This is a genomic window from Micromonospora sp. WMMD710, from assembly GCF_029626045.1.
In the GTDB taxonomy this organism is placed as follows: domain Bacteria; phylum Actinomycetota; class Actinomycetes; order Mycobacteriales; family Micromonosporaceae; genus Micromonospora.
This window is the reverse complement of sequence record NZ_JARUBD010000001.1, coordinates 6,421,390-6,440,896: the sequence shown is the minus strand read 5'-3', so window position 1 is coordinate 6,440,896 and position 19,507 is coordinate 6,421,390. Positions and strand designations below refer to the sequence as shown.

Below are 19,507 nucleotides of genomic sequence, written 5' to 3'. Positions count from 1 at the left end.
AGCTATTGACGCTACCGTCGGATAGTGCCTGCGGAGAACGACGGCAACCCGGCCGCCCGGGTCGCCGCGGGCCCCCACCCCGTGCACAACCTCTGGCGGCTGCGCCACTACCTGCGCCCGTTCGCCGCCGAGTTCGCCTGGCTGCTCGTCGCGGGGCTCGCCGGCACGGCCGCCGGGATCGCCGTACCCCTGGTGGTGCAGCGGGTCGTGGACGGGCCGGTGGCCCGGCACGAGCCCGGCGGGCTGGTCCAGCTCGGCGGCCTGGCGCTGCTGCTCGGCGTGGTCGAGGCGGTGCTCATCTTCATCCGCCGGTGGGTGCAGTCCTCGTCCGCGGTGGGCATGGAGGCGGCACTGCGCGCCGACGTCTACGCCCACCTGCAACGGCTGCCGACCAGCTTCCACGACCGCTGGCAGTCCGGTCAGCTGCTCTCCCGGATCACCAGCGACCTGTCGGTGATCCGCCGGTTCCTCTCCTTCGGCGTGTTCTTCCTGCTGCTCAACCTCACCACCTACGTGGTGGTCGTGGCGCTGCTCGTGCACCTGCACCCGGCGCTCGGGCTGCTGGTCGCGGCCAGCGCGGTGCCCCTGCTGCTGATCAGCCGCCGGTTCGGCCGGCACTACCACGCCGCGTCGCGCCGGATGCAGGACCAGCAGGGCGACGTGGCGACCCTGGTCGAGGAGACCGCGCAGGGGTTGCGCACCATGAAGGCGTACGGCCGGGGGCCTGAGCTGGCCGCCCGCTTCGCCGGCGGGGCCCGGACGTTGCACGACACGGGCGTGGGCAAGGGCCGGCTGATGGCCAACACCTCGGCGCTGCTCGACCTGGTGCCGAACGTGACCCTGGGCGTGGTGCTGGTCGCCGGGGCGGCCGCCGCCGCGCGGGGCGCACTCACCATCGGCGAGTTGGTCGCGTTCGTGAGTCTGCAACTGATGCTCATCTGGCCGGTGCAGTCGCTCGGCTGGATCATCGCCAACGGCCAGGAGGCCGCCACCGCCGCCGACCGGGTCCAGGAGGTGCTGGACACCCCGCCGCAGATCGTAGACACGCCCGAGGCGCTCGTGCTGCCCCGCGACGCGGTCGTCGGCCGGCTCCGCTTCGAACGGGTGGCGTTCCGCTACCCCGGCGCCGCCACCCCGGTGCTGCGCGAGGTCGACCTGACCATCGAGCCGGGCGAGACGCTGGCCCTGGTGGGTGCCACCGGCTGCGGCAAGAGCACCCTGCTCTCCCTGGTGCCCCGCCTGTACGACGTGACCGGCGGCCGGATCACCCTGGACGGGCACGACCTGCGCGACCTCCGGTTGGACTCGCTGCGCCGGCTGGTCGGGATGGCGTTCGAGGAGCCGACGCTGTTCTCGATGTCGATCCGGGAGAACCTCACCCTGGGGCGCCCGGACGCCGGCGACGACGAGGTCCGCGCCGCGCTCGCGCTCGCGCAGGCCGATTTCGCGTACGACCTGCCGTGGGGGTTGGCCACGAGAGTGGGTGAGCAGGGGCTGTCGCTCTCCGGCGGGCAACGGCAGCGGCTCGCACTGGCCCGCGCCGTGCTCGGCCATCCGGCGTTGCTGGTGCTGGACGACCCGCTGTCCGCCCTCGACGTGCACACCGAGGCGCTGGTCGAGGCGGCCCTGCGGCGGGTCCTGCGCGGCAGCACCGCACTGCTGGTGGTGCACCGCCCGTCGACGATCGCCCTCGCCGACCGGGTCGCCCTGCTCGACGACGGGCGGATCACCGCGATCGGCCGGCACTCCGAGCTGCTGGCCAGCGTGCCGGCGTACCGGGCACTGCTCGCCGCCGAACCGCCGGCCGGAGAGCCACCGCCGGCCGCGTCCACCCCGGACGGGTGGGGGCTGGTGCGCTCGTGACGGTGCCCGAGCAGGCCGACCCGCCACCCGGGGACGAACCGGAGCTGACCCGCTGGCGCGGGACGGCCACCGACCCGGAGGCCGACCGGAGCCGCGCCGAGGACAGCAGCCCGGAGGCGGTGCAACGACTGCGTCGACTCAGTCGTACCCTGCTGGCCGACCTGCTCCGCCCGCACCGACGCCGGCTCGCCGCCGCCGTCGGCCTGCTGCTGACGCAGAACGCCGCCGCGATGGCCGGCCCGTATCTGGTCATGGTCGGCATCGACCGGTGCATCGCGCCGCTGCGGGCCGGCGACCCGGTCCCGTTGACCGCCGTCGCGGGAGCGTTCGCCTCCGCCGCCGTCACCGAGTATGCGGCCCGCCGGGGCTTCCTGACCCTCTCCGCCCGGATCGGCCAGGCCGTCCTGCTGGACCTGCGGCAGCGGGTGTTCGGCCACTTCCTGCGACTGTCGGTGGGCTTCCACGAGCGGTACACGTCCGGTCGGATGGTCTCCCGGCTCACCAGTGACCTGGACTCGATCGCGGAACTCGTCGACGGCGGCATCGACAGCCTGGTGCTGGCCGCGCTGTCGATCCTGTCGGTGGCCGCCATCCTGCTCTGGCTGGACCTGCCGCTGGCCGCGGTGACGCTGTTCGCGTTCCCGTTCCTGTTCTGGCTCTCCCGCTGGTTCGCCCGGGCGTCGGCCGGCGCGTACCGGCGGACCCGCGAGGCGGTCGCGCTGGTCATCGTGCACTTCGTCGAGTCGATGCGGGGCATCCGGGCCGTGCAGGCGTTCCGCCGGGAACCCCGCAACCAACGGATCTTCGTGGCCCTCGGCGACGAGTACCGGCGGACCAGCCTGCACGCGTTCCGCCTGATCGCCACCTACTCCCCCGCGATCAAGCTGATCGGCAACGTCACCGTGGCGGTGGTGCTCTGCTACGGCGGCTGGCGGGTGCTCGGCGGACGGACCGAGGTCGGGGTGCTCGCCGCGTTCCTGCTCTATCTGCGTCGCTTCTTCGAGCCGATGCAGGAGCTGAGCCAGTTCTACAACTCGCTCCAGTCGGCCACCGCCGCCCTGGAGAAACTCGCCGGGGTGCTCGACGAGCGGCCCGGCGTCGCCGAGCCGGCCCGGCCGGTGGCGCTGCCGGCCGGCCCCGGTCACGGCGAACTGACCTTCCGGGCGGTGTCCTTCGGCTACCGCGCGGGCACCCCGATCCTCGCCGGCTTGGAACTGACCGTGCCGGCCGGGCAGACCGTGGCCCTGATCGGGCCGACCGGCGCCGGCAAGTCGACCATCGCCAAGCTGGTCGCCCGGTTCCACGACCCGGACACCGGCACGGTCCGCCTCGACGGAATCGACCTGCGCGACGTGGGCGACGCCGACCTGCGCCGCGCGGTGGTGCTGGTGACCCAGGAGAACCACCTGTTCAGCGGGACCGTGGCGGAGAACATCCGGTTCGGCCGGCCCGGCGCGGACGACGCCGCGGTGCAGGCCGCCGCCCGCGCGATCGGCGCGCACGACTTCATCGCCGCGCTACCCGACGGGTACGCCACCCAGGTGCACCGGCGCGGCGGCCGGCTCTCCGCCGGGCAGCGGCAGCTCGTCGCGTTCGCGCGGGCGTTCCTCGCCGACCCGGCGGTGCTGATCCTGGACGAGGCGACGTCGTCGCTGGACGTGCCGACCGAACGGCTGGTGCAGCGGGCGCTCGGCACCATCCTGCACGACCGCACCGCCCTGGTGATCGCGCACCGACTCTCCACCGTGGAAACCGCCGACCGGGTGCTCGTCGTCGACGGCGGACGGATCGTCGAGGACGGCCCGCCGGCCGTGCTGGCCGAGGCGGACGGACGGTACGCGGCCCTGCACCGCCAGTGGCGCGACTCGTTGGTCTGAGCCAGCGATACGCAACTACGTGGCTGGGCCCTCCGGTGATGCCTACGATCGCAGGATGACCGATACGGCGAGGACGGCCCGCGCCGGTGTCCCCGAACGTCCGACCCTGGACGGGCTCGAAGACACCTGGGCGCACCGCTGGCAGGAGGAGGGCACGTACGCGTTCGACCGCGCGAAGCAGCGCGGTGACGTGTACGCCATCGACACCCCGCCGCCGACCGTATCGGGCGAGCTGCACATGGGCCACGTGTTCTCGTACACGCACACCGACACCGTGGCGCGGTATCAGCGGATGCGCGGCAAGGCGGTCTTCTACCCGATGGGCTGGGACGACAACGGTCTGCCCACCGAACGTCGGGTGCAGAACGTGTACGGGGTGCGCTGCGATCCGGCGCTGCCGTACGACCCGGTGTGGCGGCCACCCGCGACGCCGGTCGACGAGGCGGCACGCCGCGACCCCACCCCGCTCTCCCGGCGCAACTTCATCGAGCTGTGCGAGCAGCTGACGGTCGCCGACGAGCAGGTCTTCGAGGCGCTGTGGCGGCGGCTCGGGCTGTCGGTGGACTGGTCGTTGACGTACACGACGATCGGTCGGGTGGCGCGCGCGACCAGCCAGCGGGCGTTCGTGCGCAACCTGCTGCGCGGCGAGGCGTACCAGGCCCAGGCGCCGACGTTGTGGGACGTCGGCTTCGCCACCGCGGTCGCGCAGGCGGAGTTGGAGGACCGGGAGCGGCCCGGCGCGTACCACCGGTTGCGGTTCACCGCGCCCGGCGGCCGTGAGGTGCTCATCGACACCACCCGGCCGGAGCTGCTGCCGGCCTGCGTGGCGCTGGTCTGCCACCCGGACGACGAGCGGTACGCCGACCTGGTCGGCGGCACGGTGCGCAGCCCGCTGTTCGCCGTCGACGTGCCGGTGCACGCCCATCCGCTCGCCGACCCGGCGAAGGGCACCGGCATCGCGATGGTCTGCACGTTCGGCGACCTGACCGACGTGACGTGGTGGCGCGATCTCGGCCTCGACACCCGGGTGGTGATCGGTCGGGACGGCCGCCTGCTCCCCGAGCCGCCGGCCGGGGTGCCGGCCCAGCCGTACGCGGCGCTGGCCGGGCAGACCGTCAACGGCGCCCGCCGGGAGATCGTCGGGATGCTCACCGACGCGGGTGACCTGGTCGGCGAACCGCGCCCGATCACCCATCCGGTCAAGTTCTACGAGCGCGGCGACCGGCCACTGGAGATCGTCTCGACCCGGCAGTGGTACCTGCGCAACGGCGGCCGGGATGCCGAGCTGCGGGCGACGCTGTTGGCCCGGGGCGAGGAGCTGCGTTGGGTGCCGGCGCACATGAAACACCGCTACGACAACTGGGTGGGTGGCCTGACCGGGGACTGGCTGGTCAGTCGCCAGCGCTTCTTCGGGGTGCCGGTGCCGGTGTGGTACCGGCTCGACAGCGCTGGCGAGCCGGACTGGTCCCACCCTCTCACGCCGGACGAGTCCGCGCTGCCGGTCGATCCGTCCAGTGACCCGGCGCCCGGGTTCGACGAGTCCCAGCGCGGCCGGCCGGGTGGCTTCATCGGCGACCCGGACGTGCTGGACACCTGGGCCACGTCGTCGCTGACCCCGCAGATCGTCGGCGGTTGGGAGACCGACCCGGACCTGTTCGCGCGGGTCTTCCCGATGGACCTCCGCCCGCAGGGGCAGGAGATCATTCGGACCTGGCTGTTCGACACCGTGGTCCGGTCGCACTTCGAGCACGGCGTGCTGCCCTGGCGGGACACCGTCCTGTCCGGTTGGATCCTCGACCCGGACCGGAAAAAGATGGCCAAGTCCAAGGGGAACGTGGTGACCCCGCTCGCGCTGCTGGAGCAGCACGGCTCGGACGCGGTGCGCTACTGGGCGGCCAGTGGCAAGCCCGGCACGGACCTGGCGTTCGACCCGGCGCAGATCAAGGTCGGCCGTCGGCTGGCCACCAAGCTGCTCAACGCGTCCAAGTTCGCACTCGGGCTGGGCGCGGCGGACGCACTGCGCGCCCCCGCGACGACCCCCCTGGACCGGGCCATGCTCGCCGAGCTGACCACCGTGGTCGCCACGGCGAGCACCGCCTTCGACGCGTACGACCACACGACCGCGTTGCAGGTGACCGAGGCGTTCTTCTGGCGGTTCTGCGACGACTACATCGAGCTGGTCAAGGATCGCGCCTACGGCACCGGGGCGGCGGCCGACTCGGCGCGGGCGGCACTGGCCTCCGCGCTGTCGGTGCAGTTGCGGCTGTTCGCACCGGTGCTGCCGTACGTCACCGAGGAGGTCTGGTCCTGGTGGCGGTACGGCTCGGTGCACCGGGCGCCGTGGCCCACCACGTACGAGGTGGCCCGGACGATCGAGGGCACCGGAGACCCCGCGCTGCTGCGGCTCGCCGGTGACGCGTTGGGCCAGGTGCGGAGGGCCAAGTCTGAGCGAAAGCTGTCGATGAAGGCCGAGGTGCCGCTGGCCGAGGCGCTCGGCCCGGCGGCGCTGCTGGAACAGCTCACCCTGGTCGCCGACGACGTGCGTGCGGCGGGCCGGATCGGCAAACTCGACCTGCTCCCGGACCGGACCCCGGAACTCGTCATCGCCTGCGCCTTCTGACCCGCGTCCGCCGCCGCCCACCCCCCCGGGGGCGGCGGCGGACGGGTCGTCACCAGCCGCGCAGGAAGCGCAGGCCGAGCAGGATCGAGGCGACGGCCGGCCCGACCAGCAACGTGATCGCCTGGAGCCGGTACGGCATCCGGTGCCGGGTCAGCTCAACCGCGTTGCCCAGCACTATCGCCCCGGCCAGCATGAGGAACGCACCCCACCAGCCGGTCTCCTGGTGGATCAGCTCCACCCGGATCAGTTGCAGCGTCAGCCCGAGCAACGCGCCGGTGAGCGCGAGCAGAGCCACCGCCCGGTGCAGGCCGCGGGCCAGCGGGTGGGCGGCCCGCCACTGGTAGGTGCCGGCGACCGCGAGGCAGGGCAGCACCACCAGCAGCGGCCACCCCCGACCCATCACACCGAACATCAGCAGCGCGCCCACCGCGAACACCAGGGTGCCGACGCAGGCGATGACGTACCCGGCGAAGGCCCGGCCACCACCCCGGGCCAGCAGCGGCCCGCCGCTGGCGGCGATCAACGCGGCCGGGATCAGGATGAAACCGGCCCACCAGTGGAACCGTCCGCTGCCCTGGGCGGCCGTCGCGACCGTGGCGCAGGCCAGCCCGGCGACCGCCAGGCTGGTCAGCCAGGGCCGGCTGCTCCGGGAGTACGGGTCAGACAACGACATCCGCTCCGCTTCGACGCTCACGCCCACCAGCGTGGCCCGTCGCGCCCCCGGCCGTCCATCCGGCCAGCACTACCGCCGGGCGGTGGCTGGCCGGAACAGCACGGCGCACCGTCAGCTCGTCTCGCCGGCCACGCTGAACGAGCGCAGGCGGTCGACGGCCAGGACGGTGAAGCCGACGCTGACCAGCGCGGTCATCACCGCCGCCACCGGTACCGACACGCTGGTCTCCAGCAGCCCGGTGGGGGCGAGCCGGTCGGCGAGGGCGATCACGTACTGCTGGATGGAGAGCACCTTCGTGCCGCTGACGAAGTTGCCCAGCAGGCCCTCCCAGATCAGCACGTAGACCAGGCCGAGCAGGACCGGTCGCCGGGTGACGAGGCTGAGGGCGAGGAACAGCGCCGAGTACGCCAGCGCGCCGAGCGCCGACGCCACCGCGAGCGCCAGCCCGAGGCGTACCGAATCGGCCAGCACACCCGCGACGTAGATCGGCACCGCGACGGTGGCCGCGGAGACCCCGGCGGCGACCGCGAGCTTGGGCAGCACGATCTGCCAGCGCGGCAGCGGCTTGGTGAGGATGTGCACCACCGTGCCGTCGTCGATCTCGGCGCCCAGCACACCCGTGCCGATGATCAACGCTACGACCGGCAGCACCACGGCCAGGCCGAGGCCGACCAGCACCGGTGGCCCCCACTCGCCCGGGTCCACGTTCAGGGACCGGCAGAGCACCGCCAACCCGAGCAGCACCAGCGGCAGCGGAAGCAGCAGCAGGAACCGGCGCCGGCCGAAGAGCCCGCGCGCGGTGATCCAGGTAATGGTCGACATGTTCTCAGGCCTCCACCAGGTAGGAGAAGACGCTCTCCAGGGACTCGTCGGACGGCACCAGCTGACGCACCCGGATGCCCCGGTTCAGGGCGATCCGGGGCAGCGCCCGGGTGAAGGCGCCGTAGTCGCCGGCACGCACGGTCAGGCCGGTGCGGTCCAACTCGACACCACTCACCGACGGCTCGGCGATCAGCGCGACGGCCAGCGCCCGGTCGTCGGTGGAGCGCACCGCGAAGACGTGCGGCCGGTTGGTCATCAACCGGCGGATGGTCCGGAAGTCGCCGGAGGCCGCCAGCCGGCCCGCCACCATCACCTGGACAGTCCCGGAGATCTGCTCGACCTCCTCCAGGATGTGCGAGCTGAACAGGATCGTCCGGCCGGCGTCACCCAGGGTGTGCAGCAGGTCCATCATGTGCAGCCGCTGCCGCGGGTCCATCCCGTTGAACGGCTCGTCGAGCAGCAGCACCTGCGGGTCGTGCACCATCGCGGCGGCCACCCGGGCCCGTTGCCGCATGCCCTTGGAGTACGTGCCGATGCGGCGGTCCTGCGCCGACTCCAGCTCCACCAGGTCGATCGCGCGCCGGGCCGCCGCCGCGGGGTCGGCCAGCCGGTGCAGCTTCGCGGAGGCCAGCACGAACTCGTACGCGGTGAGGAAGCTCTGCACCGCCTCCCGTTCACTGACCAGCCCCAACCGCCGGTAGACGTCCGGGTTACGCCAGGTCGGCTCGTCGTCGAGGGTCACCGTGCCGCGCGACGGGGCGAGGAACCCGGCCATCATGTGCAGCAGCGTGGTCTTGCCGGCGCCGTTCGGGCCGAGCAGCCCCGTCACGCCCGGCCCCAGGGCCATGCTGATGTCGTTGACCGCGACCACGTTGCCGTACCACCGGGACACCCCGGTCAGGCTCAGCGTGCTCATGAGGAGGCGACCTTCCGGTAGCGGGCCAGCAGGAGGGCGGTCGCGCCGGCGACCAGGAGCACGGCGGCCAGGGCGTAGACCGGGCCGAACCCGCCGATCATCATCTCGCCCGGATCGCCCTCGACCAGCAGGTCACCCAGCGACCAGATGCCCACCCCCTGCACCAGCGTGGAGGGCGAGGCGAGCCCGGCCAGCTCGTTGGCGGCGCGCGACGGCAGGATGCTCAGCACCCCGACGATCGGGGTGGTCATCAGGAAGACCGCCACCACCCCACCGGCGGCGAAGGCGCGCTTGCCGGTCAGCGAGGCGACCAGCAGCCCGACCGAGGCGAAGACCACCGCCCAGAGCCCGGCGTAGAGCAGCCCGGGCAGCAGGTCGAGCAGCTCGTTCCACACCCCGCGCATGCCCTGCTTGGTGGTGAGGGCGGCACCCAGGAACATCAGCAACTGCGGTCCGCTGAGCAGCAGCCAGAGCGCGGTCACCAGCGCCAGCAGCTTGGCCAGCGCGTAGTCGCCACGCGGCAGGGGTCGGGAGAAGTACAGCGGCAGGACGCCGCTGCGCAGGTCCCGCGAGACCAGCTCGGGCGCGGCCACCGCAACGAAGAAGATGACCAGCCAGCTCATCGAGTCGGCGAACTGGGCGTACGTGGCGACCGGCTCACCGATCTGGCTGCGGATCGCGGCCAGGGCCACCGCGACCAGGGTGACGATCCCGACCACCAGCCACGGGAAGATCTTGGCCTTGACGCTGCGCCCGAACCCGAACGCGGTCCGCAACCCGTGCAGGTAGAGGGCGCCGAACACGTGCCGCCGGCCCAGCCGCGGGCCCTCGTAGCGCTGGTAGCCGATGTCGTGGATGACGCCGCTCGGCGCGGAGCGCACGGCGGTGGTTGACGGCTCAGGCATGGGTGAGCTCCCTCGTGGCGAAGAGTTCGGCCACCCGGTGCCGACGCTGGTCGAGTCGGTGCAGCGGCAGGTCCAGTTCGGCGACCGCACCGAGAATCAGGTCGTAGGTGCCGTCGTCGGCGAGTGGGACGAGAAGCAGCCGGCCGTCGCGTGCCACCGGCAGGTCGAGCGCGGCCAGCCGGGCGGCCAGTTCCTCGGTGCCCTCACTGACCTCCACGGCGAGCACGTCGGTGGCCGTCGTCATCGCGTCGATGCGGTCGGCGCGCAGCAGCCGGCCGCCGTCGATGGCGACGAGCGTGTCGCAGATCCGCTCCACCTCTCCGAGCAGGTGCGAACAGACCAGCACGGAGATGCCGAACTCGGTGCCGATCCGGTGCACCAACGCCAGCATGGCGTCCCGGCCGGCCGGGTCCAGACCGTTGGTCGGCTCGTCGAGCAGCAGCAGGTCGGGGTCGTGCACCAGCGCCTGGGCCAGCTTCACGCGCTGCTTCATGCCGGTGGAGTAGCCGCCGACCGGGCGGTAGCGCTCCTCGTACAGCCCCACGTGGCGCAGCGCCTCCGAGGCCCGCTCGCGTGCCGCGGTGCGGGGTAGGCCGCTCATCCGGCCGAGGTGGGTGACCAGCTCGGCAGCGGACAGGTCCGGTGGGAGGCTGTCGTGCTCCGGCATGTAGCCGACCCGGGCGCGGACCGCCGCGGGGTCGACGGTCGGATCGATGCCGAGCACCGAGACCTGGCCGCTGGTCGGGGCGATCAGGCCGAGCAGGATCTTGATCAGCGTGGATTTTCCGGCGCCGTTCGCGCCCACCAGGCCGATGATCCCGGGCTCGACGGCGACGGTGAGGTCGGCCAGCGCGGTGACCCGACCTCCGTACGTCTTGGTGAGCGACTGGGTCGCGATCAGTGTCACGCTGCTCAGCGTAGGGAGTCGATGCCCACCGGGGACACCGGCGCGCCCCCGGTACCCCCCTGATCCTTGCGGCTCAGGACCCCTAGGGTCCGCCGACGGGCGTTCGCGACGTTTTCGCCGGTCCCGCGTTCGGCCCGACCCCGCTTCGGGAAAGTCTCCTCCGGGGTGGCACCATTCACTTCCCGTTCACCGGGCAGTGTCGCGGCGGTCGCCGACGCGGGAGGGATCGTGATGGTCGAGGTGGGCGTCCCCAAGGTGAGTGTCGTGGTGCCGGCGTACAACTGCGGTCCACACATCGAGAAGCTGGCCGACTCGCTGCTGCGCCAGTCGTTACCCGCCGGTGAGTTCGAGGCGATCTTCGTCGACGACGGCTCGACCGACGGCACGGGGGCGCGGTTGGACCGGCTGGCCGCCGAGCACCCGCACATCAGGGTGCTGCACATCGAGAACTCGGGATGGCCGTCGCGCCCGCGCAACCTGGGCATCGACCACGCACGCGGCGAGTACGTCTTCTTCGCCGACGACGACGACTGGTTCGCCGACCAGGCGCTGGAGCGGCTCTACGACTGCGCGAAGACGTACGACGCGGACGTGGTGGTCGGAAAGATGGCCGGGCACGGGCGCGCCGTGCCGCGGGAGCTGTTCCGCAAGAACCGCTTCGACGCCACCCTGGAGAACTCCCCGCTGATCGACAGCCTCACCTGCCACAAGCTGTTCCGCCGGGCGTTCCTCGACGAGCACGGCCTGCGGTTCCCGGAGGGCGGCAAGCGGCGCCTGGAGGACCACTCGGTGGTGGTGCGGGCCTACTTCCTGTCCCGCCGCACCTGCGTATTGTCCGACTACACCTGCTACCACCACGCGCAGCGCGCCGACGCGCGCAACGTCACCGCCGCCCGGCTGGACCCGTCGAGCTACTTCGAGAGCGTGCGGGACGCCCTGGACATCGTCGACGCCAACACCGAGCCGGGTCCGCTGCGCGACCGGCTGCACCGGCGGTGGCTGCGCAACGAGATGCTCAACCGGCTGCGCGGCAGGCGGCTGCTGTCCGCTCCGGAGGACTGGCTGGAGCAGATCGCGCTGGAGACCCAGAAGGTCATCCAGGACCGGTTCGCGCCGGGCGTCGCGGCCGGTCTGCCGCCCCTGCTGCGGGCCGTGGCGTACCTGGCCGAGCGGGGCCGGATCGCGGACCTGCGTCGGCTGGCCCGCTGGGAGGCGGGTATCGCCGCGCACGGCGCGATCGACGAAATCCAGCACGCCGACCGGGCCGTCACGATGACGGTCGCCGCCGAGTTGCGCTCGGTGGACCAGCCGGTTAGTTTCCGCTCCGACGAGGGCCGGGACGTGTTGGTGCTTCCGATCGAGGAGATCACCCCTGAGGTGCTCGACTCCACCGCGCAGGTCCGCAAGGCCCGGTTGGATGTGGTCGCCCGTCGGCGGGAGACCGGTGACGAGATCTTCCTGCCGGTGACCTACCGGACGGAGCGGGTCGCCGCGCCGTCCGGAGCGGACACCGTCCACCTGGTGCACCGGGCCACCACCACGATCGACTTCGGTGCCCTCAACGGTGGCCGGACCCGGGGCAGTTGGCTCCTCAAGGCCCGGATCACCAACGCCGGCTGGACCGAGGACGCGCGGCTGCCGCTGGTGTTCATCTGCCGGGCCGACGGCGCGCGGCCCCGGATCCGCGACGAGCGGAGGGTGTGGAACCGGATCCGCGACGAGCGGGTGTGGAACCGGGTGCGCTCGGCGGTGGGCCGAAGGATCCGCGGCTGATCCGCCCGCCCGGGTCGTGGAGTGGCGCCCTCGACCGATTGGCCGTCGGCTGCGAAACTGTGTGCCGGTCAGCGAGTGGGGGGTGTGGATGAGCAACGGCTGGGTGCTGCCCGACGAGGTGCTCCGGGGCGCGCCGGCGTACACGCCGCGTCCCGGTGAGCTGGCGGATCTTGAGCTGCTGCTGACCGGCGCGTACGCCCCGCTGACCGGTTTCATGACCCGCGCCGACCTGGTCTCGGTCAGCCGCCGTGGCCGGTTGGCCGACGGCACTCCGTGGCAGGTCGCGGTGACCCTCCAGGTGCCGACCGCGCTGGCCCAGGGCTTCGATCCCCGCGACCCGGCCCGCCGGGCGCTGGTGCTGACCGACGGCGAGGGCGCGCCCGTCGCCGGCCTGGACGTGTCGGACGTCTGGCCGGTGCGCGACGGCGTGGCCGGCGTCGGTGGCCAGGTCCGGCGGCTGGGCGACGGCGGCCACGGCCCGTTCCATCGGTTGCGCCGCAGCCCGGAGGAGGTGCGCGCGCTGCTGCCCCCGGGCCGGGTGCTCGGCGTGATCGCCGACCGGCCCCTGCACCGGCCGCAGCTCGCCCAGATCGCCCACGCCGCCCGTACCCTGGCCGCGCACCTGCTGGTGATGATCCCGGTCGGTGAGGGCGGGGTCGGTGGGCTCACCCCGGAGGCGCTGGTCCGCACGATCTTCGCCGCCCGGGACCGGATGCCGCCCGCCACCCTGGTCGCGGTGCCGTTGTCGCACCGGCGGGAGGAGATCAGCGACGCGCTGCTGCGCGCCCGGGTCTCCGCCGCGTACGGGGTCACCCACCTGCTCTCCACCGGTGAGATGCTCTCCGGTGCCGGGCTGCGGGTGCTGGTGCCGCGCGAGCTGGCGTACGACAACCGGGACGGGCAGTGGCGGTGGCGGGAGGACATCCCGCCGCGCAACCGTCGCCTCGCGCTGACCCAGGATGAGATCGACGATCTGCTCGACCGGGGTTTCCCGCTGCCGGAGTGGCACACCCCGCCGGCGGTGGCGAAGGAGTTGGCCAAGGCCCGTCCGGCGCGCCGGCATCGCGGGCTGGTGGTCTTCCTGACCGGGCTCTCCGGCTCCGGCAAGTCGACCATGGCCCGGGGGCTGACGGACGCGTTGCGGGAGAGCGGCGAGCGGACGGTGACCCTGCTCGACGGGGACGTGGTGCGCCGGGAGCTCTCCGCCGGGCTGGGCTACAGCAAGGCCGACCGGGATCTCAACGTCCGCCGGATCGGCTGGGTGGCCGCCGAGATCGCCCGACACCGGGGGGTCGCCGTGTGCTGCCCCATCGCCCCGTACGCGGCGGCCCGCGCCACCGCCCGGGAGATGGCCCTGGCCGCCGGGGCGGGCTTCGTGCTGGTGCATGTCTCCACCCCGCTGGAGGTGTGCGAGCAGCGGGACCGTAAGGGCCTGTACGCGCGGGCCCGCGCCGGCCTGCTCACCGGGATGACCGGTATCGACGACCCGTACGAGGTGCCGACGGACGCCGATCTGGTGCTGGACACCACCGATGTGAGCGTGCCGGAGGCGGTGGAGGCGGTGCTGAGCCACCTGACCGAGACCGGCTGGGTCGAATTGAAGATCCCCTCCAGCTGAGGCGTCGTCGCACCCCCGTTTCTTCCGCCGGTACCCGCCACGCGCTAGTGTTCATCTTTGTTGGAACACGTTCGACCGCGTGAGAGTACGTGTGGACCCCGGGGAGGCACGGCAGATGCTCGCTCAGCAGCGGCAGACGGCCATCCTGGAGCGGGTCCGGTCCGCCGGCGGTGTCCGGGTGACCGACCTGGCCACCGAGTTCGGCGTCTCCGACATGACGATCCGGCGCGATCTGGAGGCGCTGCACGAGCGCGGCCTGCTGGCCAAGGTGCACGGCGGCGCCACGACGGCCGGCCCGAGTTCGACCGACGAGCCCGGCTTCCACGCCAAGTCGGTCCGCCAACTGGCGGAGAAGGCGGCCATCGCCGACCGGGCGGCACAGCTCGTCCGGCCCGGCGCGGCGGTCGCGCTGTCCGCCGGCACCACCACCGCCGAGCTGGCCCGGAGGCTGGTGGACGTGCCCGGCCTGACCGTGGTGACGAACTCCCTGCCGGTGGCCGAGATCCTGCACGCCGGCGGTCGACCGGACCAGACGGTCGTGCTCACCGGCGGCGTACGCACACCGTCGGACGCGTTGGTCGGCCCCCTCGCGGTCGACGCCATCCGGACGCTGCACCTGGATCTGCTCTTCCTGGGCGTGCACGGCATCACCGCACGGGCCGGCTTCACCACCCCCAACCTCATGGAGGCGGAGACCGACCGGGCGTTGGTGGCGGCGGCCGACCGGCTGGTGGTGCTCGCCGACCACACCAAGTGGGGCACCGTGGGCATCTCCTCGATCGTCGCGCTGGCGGCGGCACACGTACTGGTCAGCGACGAGGCGTTGCCTCCGCCCGCGCGACGGGTACTCGACGAACAGGTGGGTGAACTGATCATCGTGAAGGCGACGGGGGCGGGCCGCGCGACGCGCACGCCGACGAGTGAGGGGACGGCGCCGTGAAGCGCACCGCGATCGACCTGGCCGACGGCCGGGAGCTGATCTACTTCGACGAGCGCGACGACGCCGTACGCGACCAGCCGGACCGCCGCGACCTGCCGCCGCCGCCCCCCACCTCCCAACTGCGCTACGACCCGCTGACCGACGAATGGGTGGCGGTGGCCGTGCACCGGCAGACCCGCACCTTTCTCCCGCCGGCGAACGAGTGCCCGCTCGACCCGTCCGTCGGTGACCGGCTGACCGAGATCCCGGCCCCCGACTACGACGTGGTCGTCTTCGAGAACCGGTTCCCGTCGCTGAGCGGACGGGTGGCCGACGAACCCGGGGAGATCACGCCGTTCACACCGGTCCGCCCCGGCCTGGGCAGGTGCGAGGTGGTCTGCTTCACCTCGGACCACAACGCCTCGTTCGCCAGCCTCCCCCCGAGCCGGGTCCGCACCGTGCTGGACGCGCTCGCCGACCGGACCGAGGTGCTCGGCGAGCTGCCGGGCGTCGAGCAGGTGTTCTGCTTCGAGAACCGGGGCGTGGAGATCGGTGTCACGCTGCACCACCCGCACGGGCAGATCTACGCGTACCCCTTCGTGACGCCGCGCACCCGGGCGCTGCTGGCCGCGGCCCGCCGGCACGCCGAGCGGACCGGCGGCAACCTGTACGCGGACGTGCTGGCCGCCGAACGCGCCTCCGGCGACCGGGTGGTCACCGAGAACGAGCACTGGACGGCGTTCGTCCCGGCGGCGGCCCGCTGGCCGTTCGAGGTGCACGTGGCACCACGCCGGGTGGTGCCGGACATCCCGGCGCTCAGCGACAGCGAGCGGGACGCCTTCGGGCCGCTCTACCTGGATCTGCTGCGCCGCTTCGACGGGCTGTTCGACATGCCGATGCCGTACATCTCGGCGTGGCACCAGGCGCCGGTGCGGGTCGACCGCGAGTTGGGCCACCTGCACCTGCAGCTGTTCAGCATCCGGCGGGCCACGGACAAGCTGAAGTACCTGGCGGGCTCCGAGTCCGGGATGGGTGTCTTCATCAACGACATCTCGCCGGAGCGGGCCGCCGAATTGCTGCGCGCCGCCTGACCCCCCCGGCGGGAAACAGGGCGCGGGGGGCCCGGGACAGGGCCCCCCGCAGGGAAGGGACGGCTGGCTGTGCACGACACAGCCGGGAAGGCTGGCTGATCGGCAGGCGTTGCCGCGAGGCGACCGAAGTCAACCTTCCTGGACGCGACTGGCATCTCGTCCACCCTGGTCAACGAGGCGCGCCGGGCGCGGTGACGCCGAGGCCGTGTGTCGAGCACTGGACACGCCGGAGCCCGCCGACACCTGCCGACGGGCTCCGGTGCTGTGGTATCTGCCGGCTCAGGCGAGCTTGCGGGCCAGGTTCTCGTCGAGCGCGTTCATGAACTCGTCGGTGGTCAGCCACGGGGCGTCGCGCGAGATGAGCAGCGCGAGGTCCTTGGTCATCTGGCCGCCCTCGACGGTGTCGACGATGACCTGCTCCAGGGTGTTGGCAAACTCGGTGACCGCCGGCGTGCCGTCCAGCTTGCCCCGGTGGGCCAGGCCCCGGGTCCAGGCGTAGATCGACGCGATGGGGTTGGTCGAGGTCTTCTCGCCCTTCTGGTACTGCCGGTAGTGCCGGGTGACGGTGCCGTGCGCGGCCTCCGCCTCGACGGTACGGCCGTCCGGGGAGAGCAGGACGGAGGTCATCAGACCCAGCGAGCCGAAGCCCTGCGCGACGGTGTCGGACTGCACGTCACCGTCGTAGTTCTTGCAGGCCCAGACGTAGCCGCCCTCCCACTTGAGCGCGGCGGCGACCATGTCGTCGATGAGCCGGTGCTCGTAGGTGATGCCGGCGGCGGCGAACTCGTCCTTGAACTCGGTCTCGAACACCTCGGCGAAGATGTCCTTGAACCGGCCGTCGTACGCCTTGAGGATGGTGTTCTTGGTGGACAGGTAGACCGGGTAGTTGCGGTCCAGCCCGTACCGGAACGACGCCCGGGCGAAGTCCCGGATCGACTCGTCGTAGTTGTACATGCCCATGGCGATGCCACCGCCGGGGAAGTTGGCGACCTCCATCTCCATCGGCGCGCCGCCGTCGGCCGGGGTGTAGGTGATGGTCACCGTGCCCGGGCCGGGAACGACGAAGTCGGTGGCCTTGTACTGGTCACCGTGGGCGTGCCGGCCGATGATGATCGGCTTGGTCCAGCCGGGGACCAGCCGCGGCACGTTGGACATGATGATCGGCTCGCGGAAGACCACGCCACCGAGGATGTTGCGGATGGTGCCGTTGGGCGACCGCCACATCTTCTTCAGGCCGAACTCCTCCACCCGGGCCTCGTCCGGGGTGATGGTCGCGCACTTGACGCCGACGCCGTGCTCCTTGATGGCGTTGGCGGCGTCAACGGTGACCTGGTCGTCGGTCTCGTCGCGGTGCTGGATCGACAGGTCGTAGTAGTGCAGGTCGACGTCGAGGTAGGGCAGGATCAGCTGCTCCCGGATCTGCTTCCAGATGATCCGGGTCATCTCGTCGCCGTCGAGCTCCACGACCGGGTTGTTTACCTTGATCTTCGCCATCGGCCGGCGCTCCTCTCGGGGGACACGTGCTCAAGCAGTACGAGCGTACTGCAATTGGGCCGGCAGCCCCCAGCCGGCCTCGACCGGCCGGCGGAAACCGGGCTGCGCAGCGCGGAAATGCTTGGCATCATCGCCCGATGCCAGTGAGCCGCACCCTCGGGTCTATCACGGTCACTGCCCTCACCGACTCCGAGGGTGCCTTCTTCCAGCCCCGGACGCAGGCGTTCCCGCACGCCACGGCGGCCCAGTGGGCGGAGGCCGACCGGCGCGACCCGGCCTCGGTGACCGCCGACGGGCAGTGGTGGCTGACGTTCCGCAGCTTCGCGGTCCGCTCCGGCGACGGGCCGGTCACCCTGATCGACGCCGGCATCGGCCCGGCCGACGCGCCCGCCGCCAGTTGGGCACCCGTACCCGGCCGGCTGCCCGCCGAACTGGCCGCCGCCGGCATCGACCCCGCCGACGTCGACACGGTGGTGCTGACCCACCTGCACAGCGACCACATCGGCTGGGCGGTCACCGGCGCACCGGGCCGGCCCTACTTCCCGAACGCCGACTATCTGGTGCAGCGCGCCGAACTCGACGCCGCCCAGTCCATCAACCCGGGGCTGCCGGCCGGCCTGATCGCGCCGTTGCGCGCCGCCGGCCAGCTCCGGGTGGTCGACGGTGCGACAACCCTGACCCCGGCGGTACGACTGCTGCCCACCCCCGGCCACACGCCCGGCCACCAGTCGGTGCTCGTGAGCTCGGTCGACGACCGGATGCTGCTCACCGGCGACCTGCTGGTGCACATGGTGCAACTCGTCGACCCGGACCTGGCGTACGCCCATGAGGAGGACCAGGCGCCCTGAAGGCCAGTTGATCATGAGGTTAACGAGGTCGTTGATCCCCATCACCCCCGCTAACCTCATGATCAACGGTGGGTAGACCGGTGGGTGGGTGGGCGGGTGGGGGTGGAGCGCGGAGGGGCGCGCCGGCTTGCCGGCGCGCCCCTCCGCGATGCGGTGGTTCGGGAATTACATGCTGGAGATGTCGCCCTGCTTGGCGCGGACGGCTTCGGCGGCCTCCAGGAGGCTGGCGCGCTCGTCGGCGTCCAGGTCGGTCTCGACGACGCGCTTGACGCCCTCGGCACCGATCTCGGCCTCGACACCCAGGTAGACGCCGGAGATGCCGTACTCACCGTCGACCCACGCGCAGACCGGCATGACCTCGCCGGAGTCCTCGGCGACAGCCTTGGCCATCCGGGCCGCGGCCGCGGACGGCGCGTAGTACGCCGAACCGGTCTTGAGCAGCGCGACGACCTCGGCGCCACCGTTGCGGGTCTTGACGACCAGCTCCTCGATCTGCTCGGCCGGCATCGCGTCGCGCAGCGGCTTGCCGTTGACCGTGCTCTTCGACGGCACCGGGACCATGGTGTCGCCGTGCGAGCCCAGGGTCAGCGTGCGGACCGACGCCACCGGCACGTTCAGCGCCTCGGCGACGAAGTTGCTGAACCGGGCGGTGTCGAGCATGCCGGCCTGGCCGAGCACCCGGTTCTTCGGGAACTGGGTGGCGAGCTGCGCGAGCGCGGTCATCTCGTCCAGCGGGTTGGAGACCACGATGACGACGGCGCTCGGGGCGTACTTGGCGACGTTCTCGGCGACCTGCCGCACGATCTTGGCGTTGGTCTCGAGCAGGTCCATCCGGCTCATGCCCGGCTTGCGCGGCAGGCCAGCGGTGATCACGACGACGTCGGAGCCCTCGATGGCCTCGTAGCCCTCGCCGTTCGGGCCGGTGGTCACGCCGACGACCTTGGTCTCGAAGCCCTCGATGGCCCGCGACTGGTTGAGGTCGAGCGCGAGGCCCGCGGGCTTGCCCTCCACGATGTCGGTGATCACAACGGTGTCGAAGACGTCGTACTCGGCCAGGCGCTGTGCGGTGGTGGAGCCGTAGAAGCCAGCCCCGACGACAGTGACCTTCTTACCCATGGTCGTCCCACTCCCTGATACCAGTCGGTTTTCCGGACCGTATCAGTCATCCTGGCACCGATCGG

The 19,507-nt window shown here is 72.1% G+C and carries 15 protein-coding genes; 8 read left to right on the top strand and 7 right to left on the bottom strand.

All coding sequences use genetic code 11. The annotated features are described in order from the left end of the window. Positions 1 to 24 precede the first annotated feature (24 nt). The 3 genes from O7620_RS29885 to valS are packed head-to-tail and all read left to right on the top strand — an operon-like array spanning position 25 to position 6,360. On the top strand, positions 25 to 1,863 hold the full coding sequence (locus O7620_RS29885) for an ABC transporter ATP-binding protein (protein WP_278126460.1): 1,839 nt from the start codon (positions 25 to 27) through the stop codon (positions 1,861 to 1,863). Further along, positions 1,860 to 3,740 carry an ABC transporter ATP-binding protein gene (locus tag O7620_RS29880; protein WP_278126458.1) on the top strand — a complete coding sequence of 627 codons (1,881 nt, stop codon included), beginning with the start codon at positions 1,860 to 1,862 and terminating at the stop codon, positions 3,738 to 3,740. The genes O7620_RS29885 and O7620_RS29880 overlap by 4 nt, the downstream gene beginning before the upstream one ends. 55 nt (positions 3,741 to 3,795) lie before the next feature. Continuing rightward, complete coding sequence (valS, locus tag O7620_RS29875) at positions 3,796 to 6,360, top strand: valine--tRNA ligase (protein WP_151491141.1); 2,565 nt, start codon at positions 3,796 to 3,798, stop codon at positions 6,358 to 6,360. Positions 6,361 to 6,409: 49 nt separating this feature from the next. Here valS and O7620_RS29870 read toward each other — a convergent pair whose 3' ends face one another. The 5 genes from O7620_RS29870 to O7620_RS29850 form a co-directional block, all read right to left on the bottom strand. After that, positions 6,410 to 7,054 carry a hypothetical protein gene (locus O7620_RS29870; RefSeq protein ID WP_278126456.1) on the bottom strand — a complete coding sequence of 215 codons (645 nt, stop codon included), beginning with the start codon at positions 7,052 to 7,054 and terminating at the stop codon, positions 6,410 to 6,412. A 90-nt stretch (positions 7,055 to 7,144) separates the two neighbouring features. Then, positions 7,145 to 7,855 (bottom strand): ABC transporter permease, encoded by a 711-nt coding sequence (locus O7620_RS29865; protein ID WP_278126454.1) that lies wholly within the window; start codon positions 7,853 to 7,855, stop codon positions 7,145 to 7,147. 4 nt (positions 7,856 to 7,859) lie between these two features. After that, the gene (locus tag O7620_RS29860; protein ID WP_151491138.1) at positions 7,860 to 8,771 is read right to left on the bottom strand and encodes an ABC transporter ATP-binding protein; all 912 of its coding nucleotides are present in this window, start codon (positions 8,769 to 8,771) and stop codon (positions 7,860 to 7,862) included. Further along, entirely contained in the window at positions 8,768 to 9,676 is a 909-nt protein-coding gene (locus O7620_RS29855) for an ABC transporter permease (RefSeq protein ID WP_278126451.1), read from the bottom strand. The genes O7620_RS29860 and O7620_RS29855 overlap by 4 nt, the downstream gene beginning before the upstream one ends. Next, positions 9,669 to 10,583 carry an ABC transporter ATP-binding protein gene (locus O7620_RS29850; RefSeq protein WP_278126449.1) on the bottom strand — a complete coding sequence of 305 codons (915 nt, stop codon included), beginning with the start codon at positions 10,581 to 10,583 and terminating at the stop codon, positions 9,669 to 9,671. The genes O7620_RS29855 and O7620_RS29850 overlap by 8 nt, the downstream gene beginning before the upstream one ends. Before the next feature lie 231 nt (positions 10,584 to 10,814). Between O7620_RS29850 and O7620_RS29845 the strand changes: the two genes are divergently transcribed. The 4 genes from O7620_RS29845 (at position 10,815) to galT (ending at position 15,984) form a co-directional block, all read left to right on the top strand. Then, positions 10,815 to 12,356, top strand: coding sequence for a glycosyltransferase (locus tag O7620_RS29845; RefSeq protein WP_278127206.1), 1,542 nt, complete (start codon positions 10,815 to 10,817; stop codon positions 12,354 to 12,356). A gap of 88 nt (positions 12,357 to 12,444) precedes the next feature. Next, complete coding sequence (gene cysC / locus O7620_RS29840) at positions 12,445 to 13,974, top strand: adenylyl-sulfate kinase (protein ID WP_151491135.1); 1,530 nt, start codon at positions 12,445 to 12,447, stop codon at positions 13,972 to 13,974. A 115-nt stretch (positions 13,975 to 14,089) separates the two neighbouring features. Then, the gene (locus O7620_RS29835) at positions 14,090 to 14,914 is read left to right on the top strand and encodes a DeoR/GlpR family DNA-binding transcription regulator (RefSeq protein WP_278127204.1); all 825 of its coding nucleotides are present in this window, start codon (positions 14,090 to 14,092) and stop codon (positions 14,912 to 14,914) included. Next, complete coding sequence (gene galT, locus O7620_RS29830; protein ID WP_278126447.1) at positions 14,911 to 15,984, top strand: galactose-1-phosphate uridylyltransferase; 1,074 nt, start codon at positions 14,911 to 14,913, stop codon at positions 15,982 to 15,984. Before O7620_RS29835 ends, galT begins: the two co-directional genes overlap by 4 nt. Before the next feature lie 279 nt (positions 15,985 to 16,263). Here galT and O7620_RS29825 read toward each other — a convergent pair whose 3' ends face one another. After that, on the bottom strand, positions 16,264 to 17,478 hold the full coding sequence (locus tag O7620_RS29825; RefSeq protein WP_151491133.1) for an NADP-dependent isocitrate dehydrogenase: 1,215 nt from the start codon (positions 17,476 to 17,478) through the stop codon (positions 16,264 to 16,266). A gap of 137 nt (positions 17,479 to 17,615) precedes the next feature. On the opposite strand from O7620_RS29825, the gene O7620_RS29820 reads away from it, so the two are divergent. After that, the gene (locus O7620_RS29820) at positions 17,616 to 18,326 is read left to right on the top strand and encodes an MBL fold metallo-hydrolase (RefSeq protein WP_278126445.1); all 711 of its coding nucleotides are present in this window, start codon (positions 17,616 to 17,618) and stop codon (positions 18,324 to 18,326) included. A 165-nt stretch (positions 18,327 to 18,491) separates the two neighbouring features. On the opposite strand, the gene O7620_RS29815 is transcribed toward O7620_RS29820, so the two are convergent. Further along, positions 18,492 to 19,442 carry a malate dehydrogenase gene (locus O7620_RS29815; protein ID WP_151488631.1) on the bottom strand — a complete coding sequence of 317 codons (951 nt, stop codon included), beginning with the start codon at positions 19,440 to 19,442 and terminating at the stop codon, positions 18,492 to 18,494. Between the last annotated feature and the right edge of the window lie 65 nt (positions 19,443 to 19,507).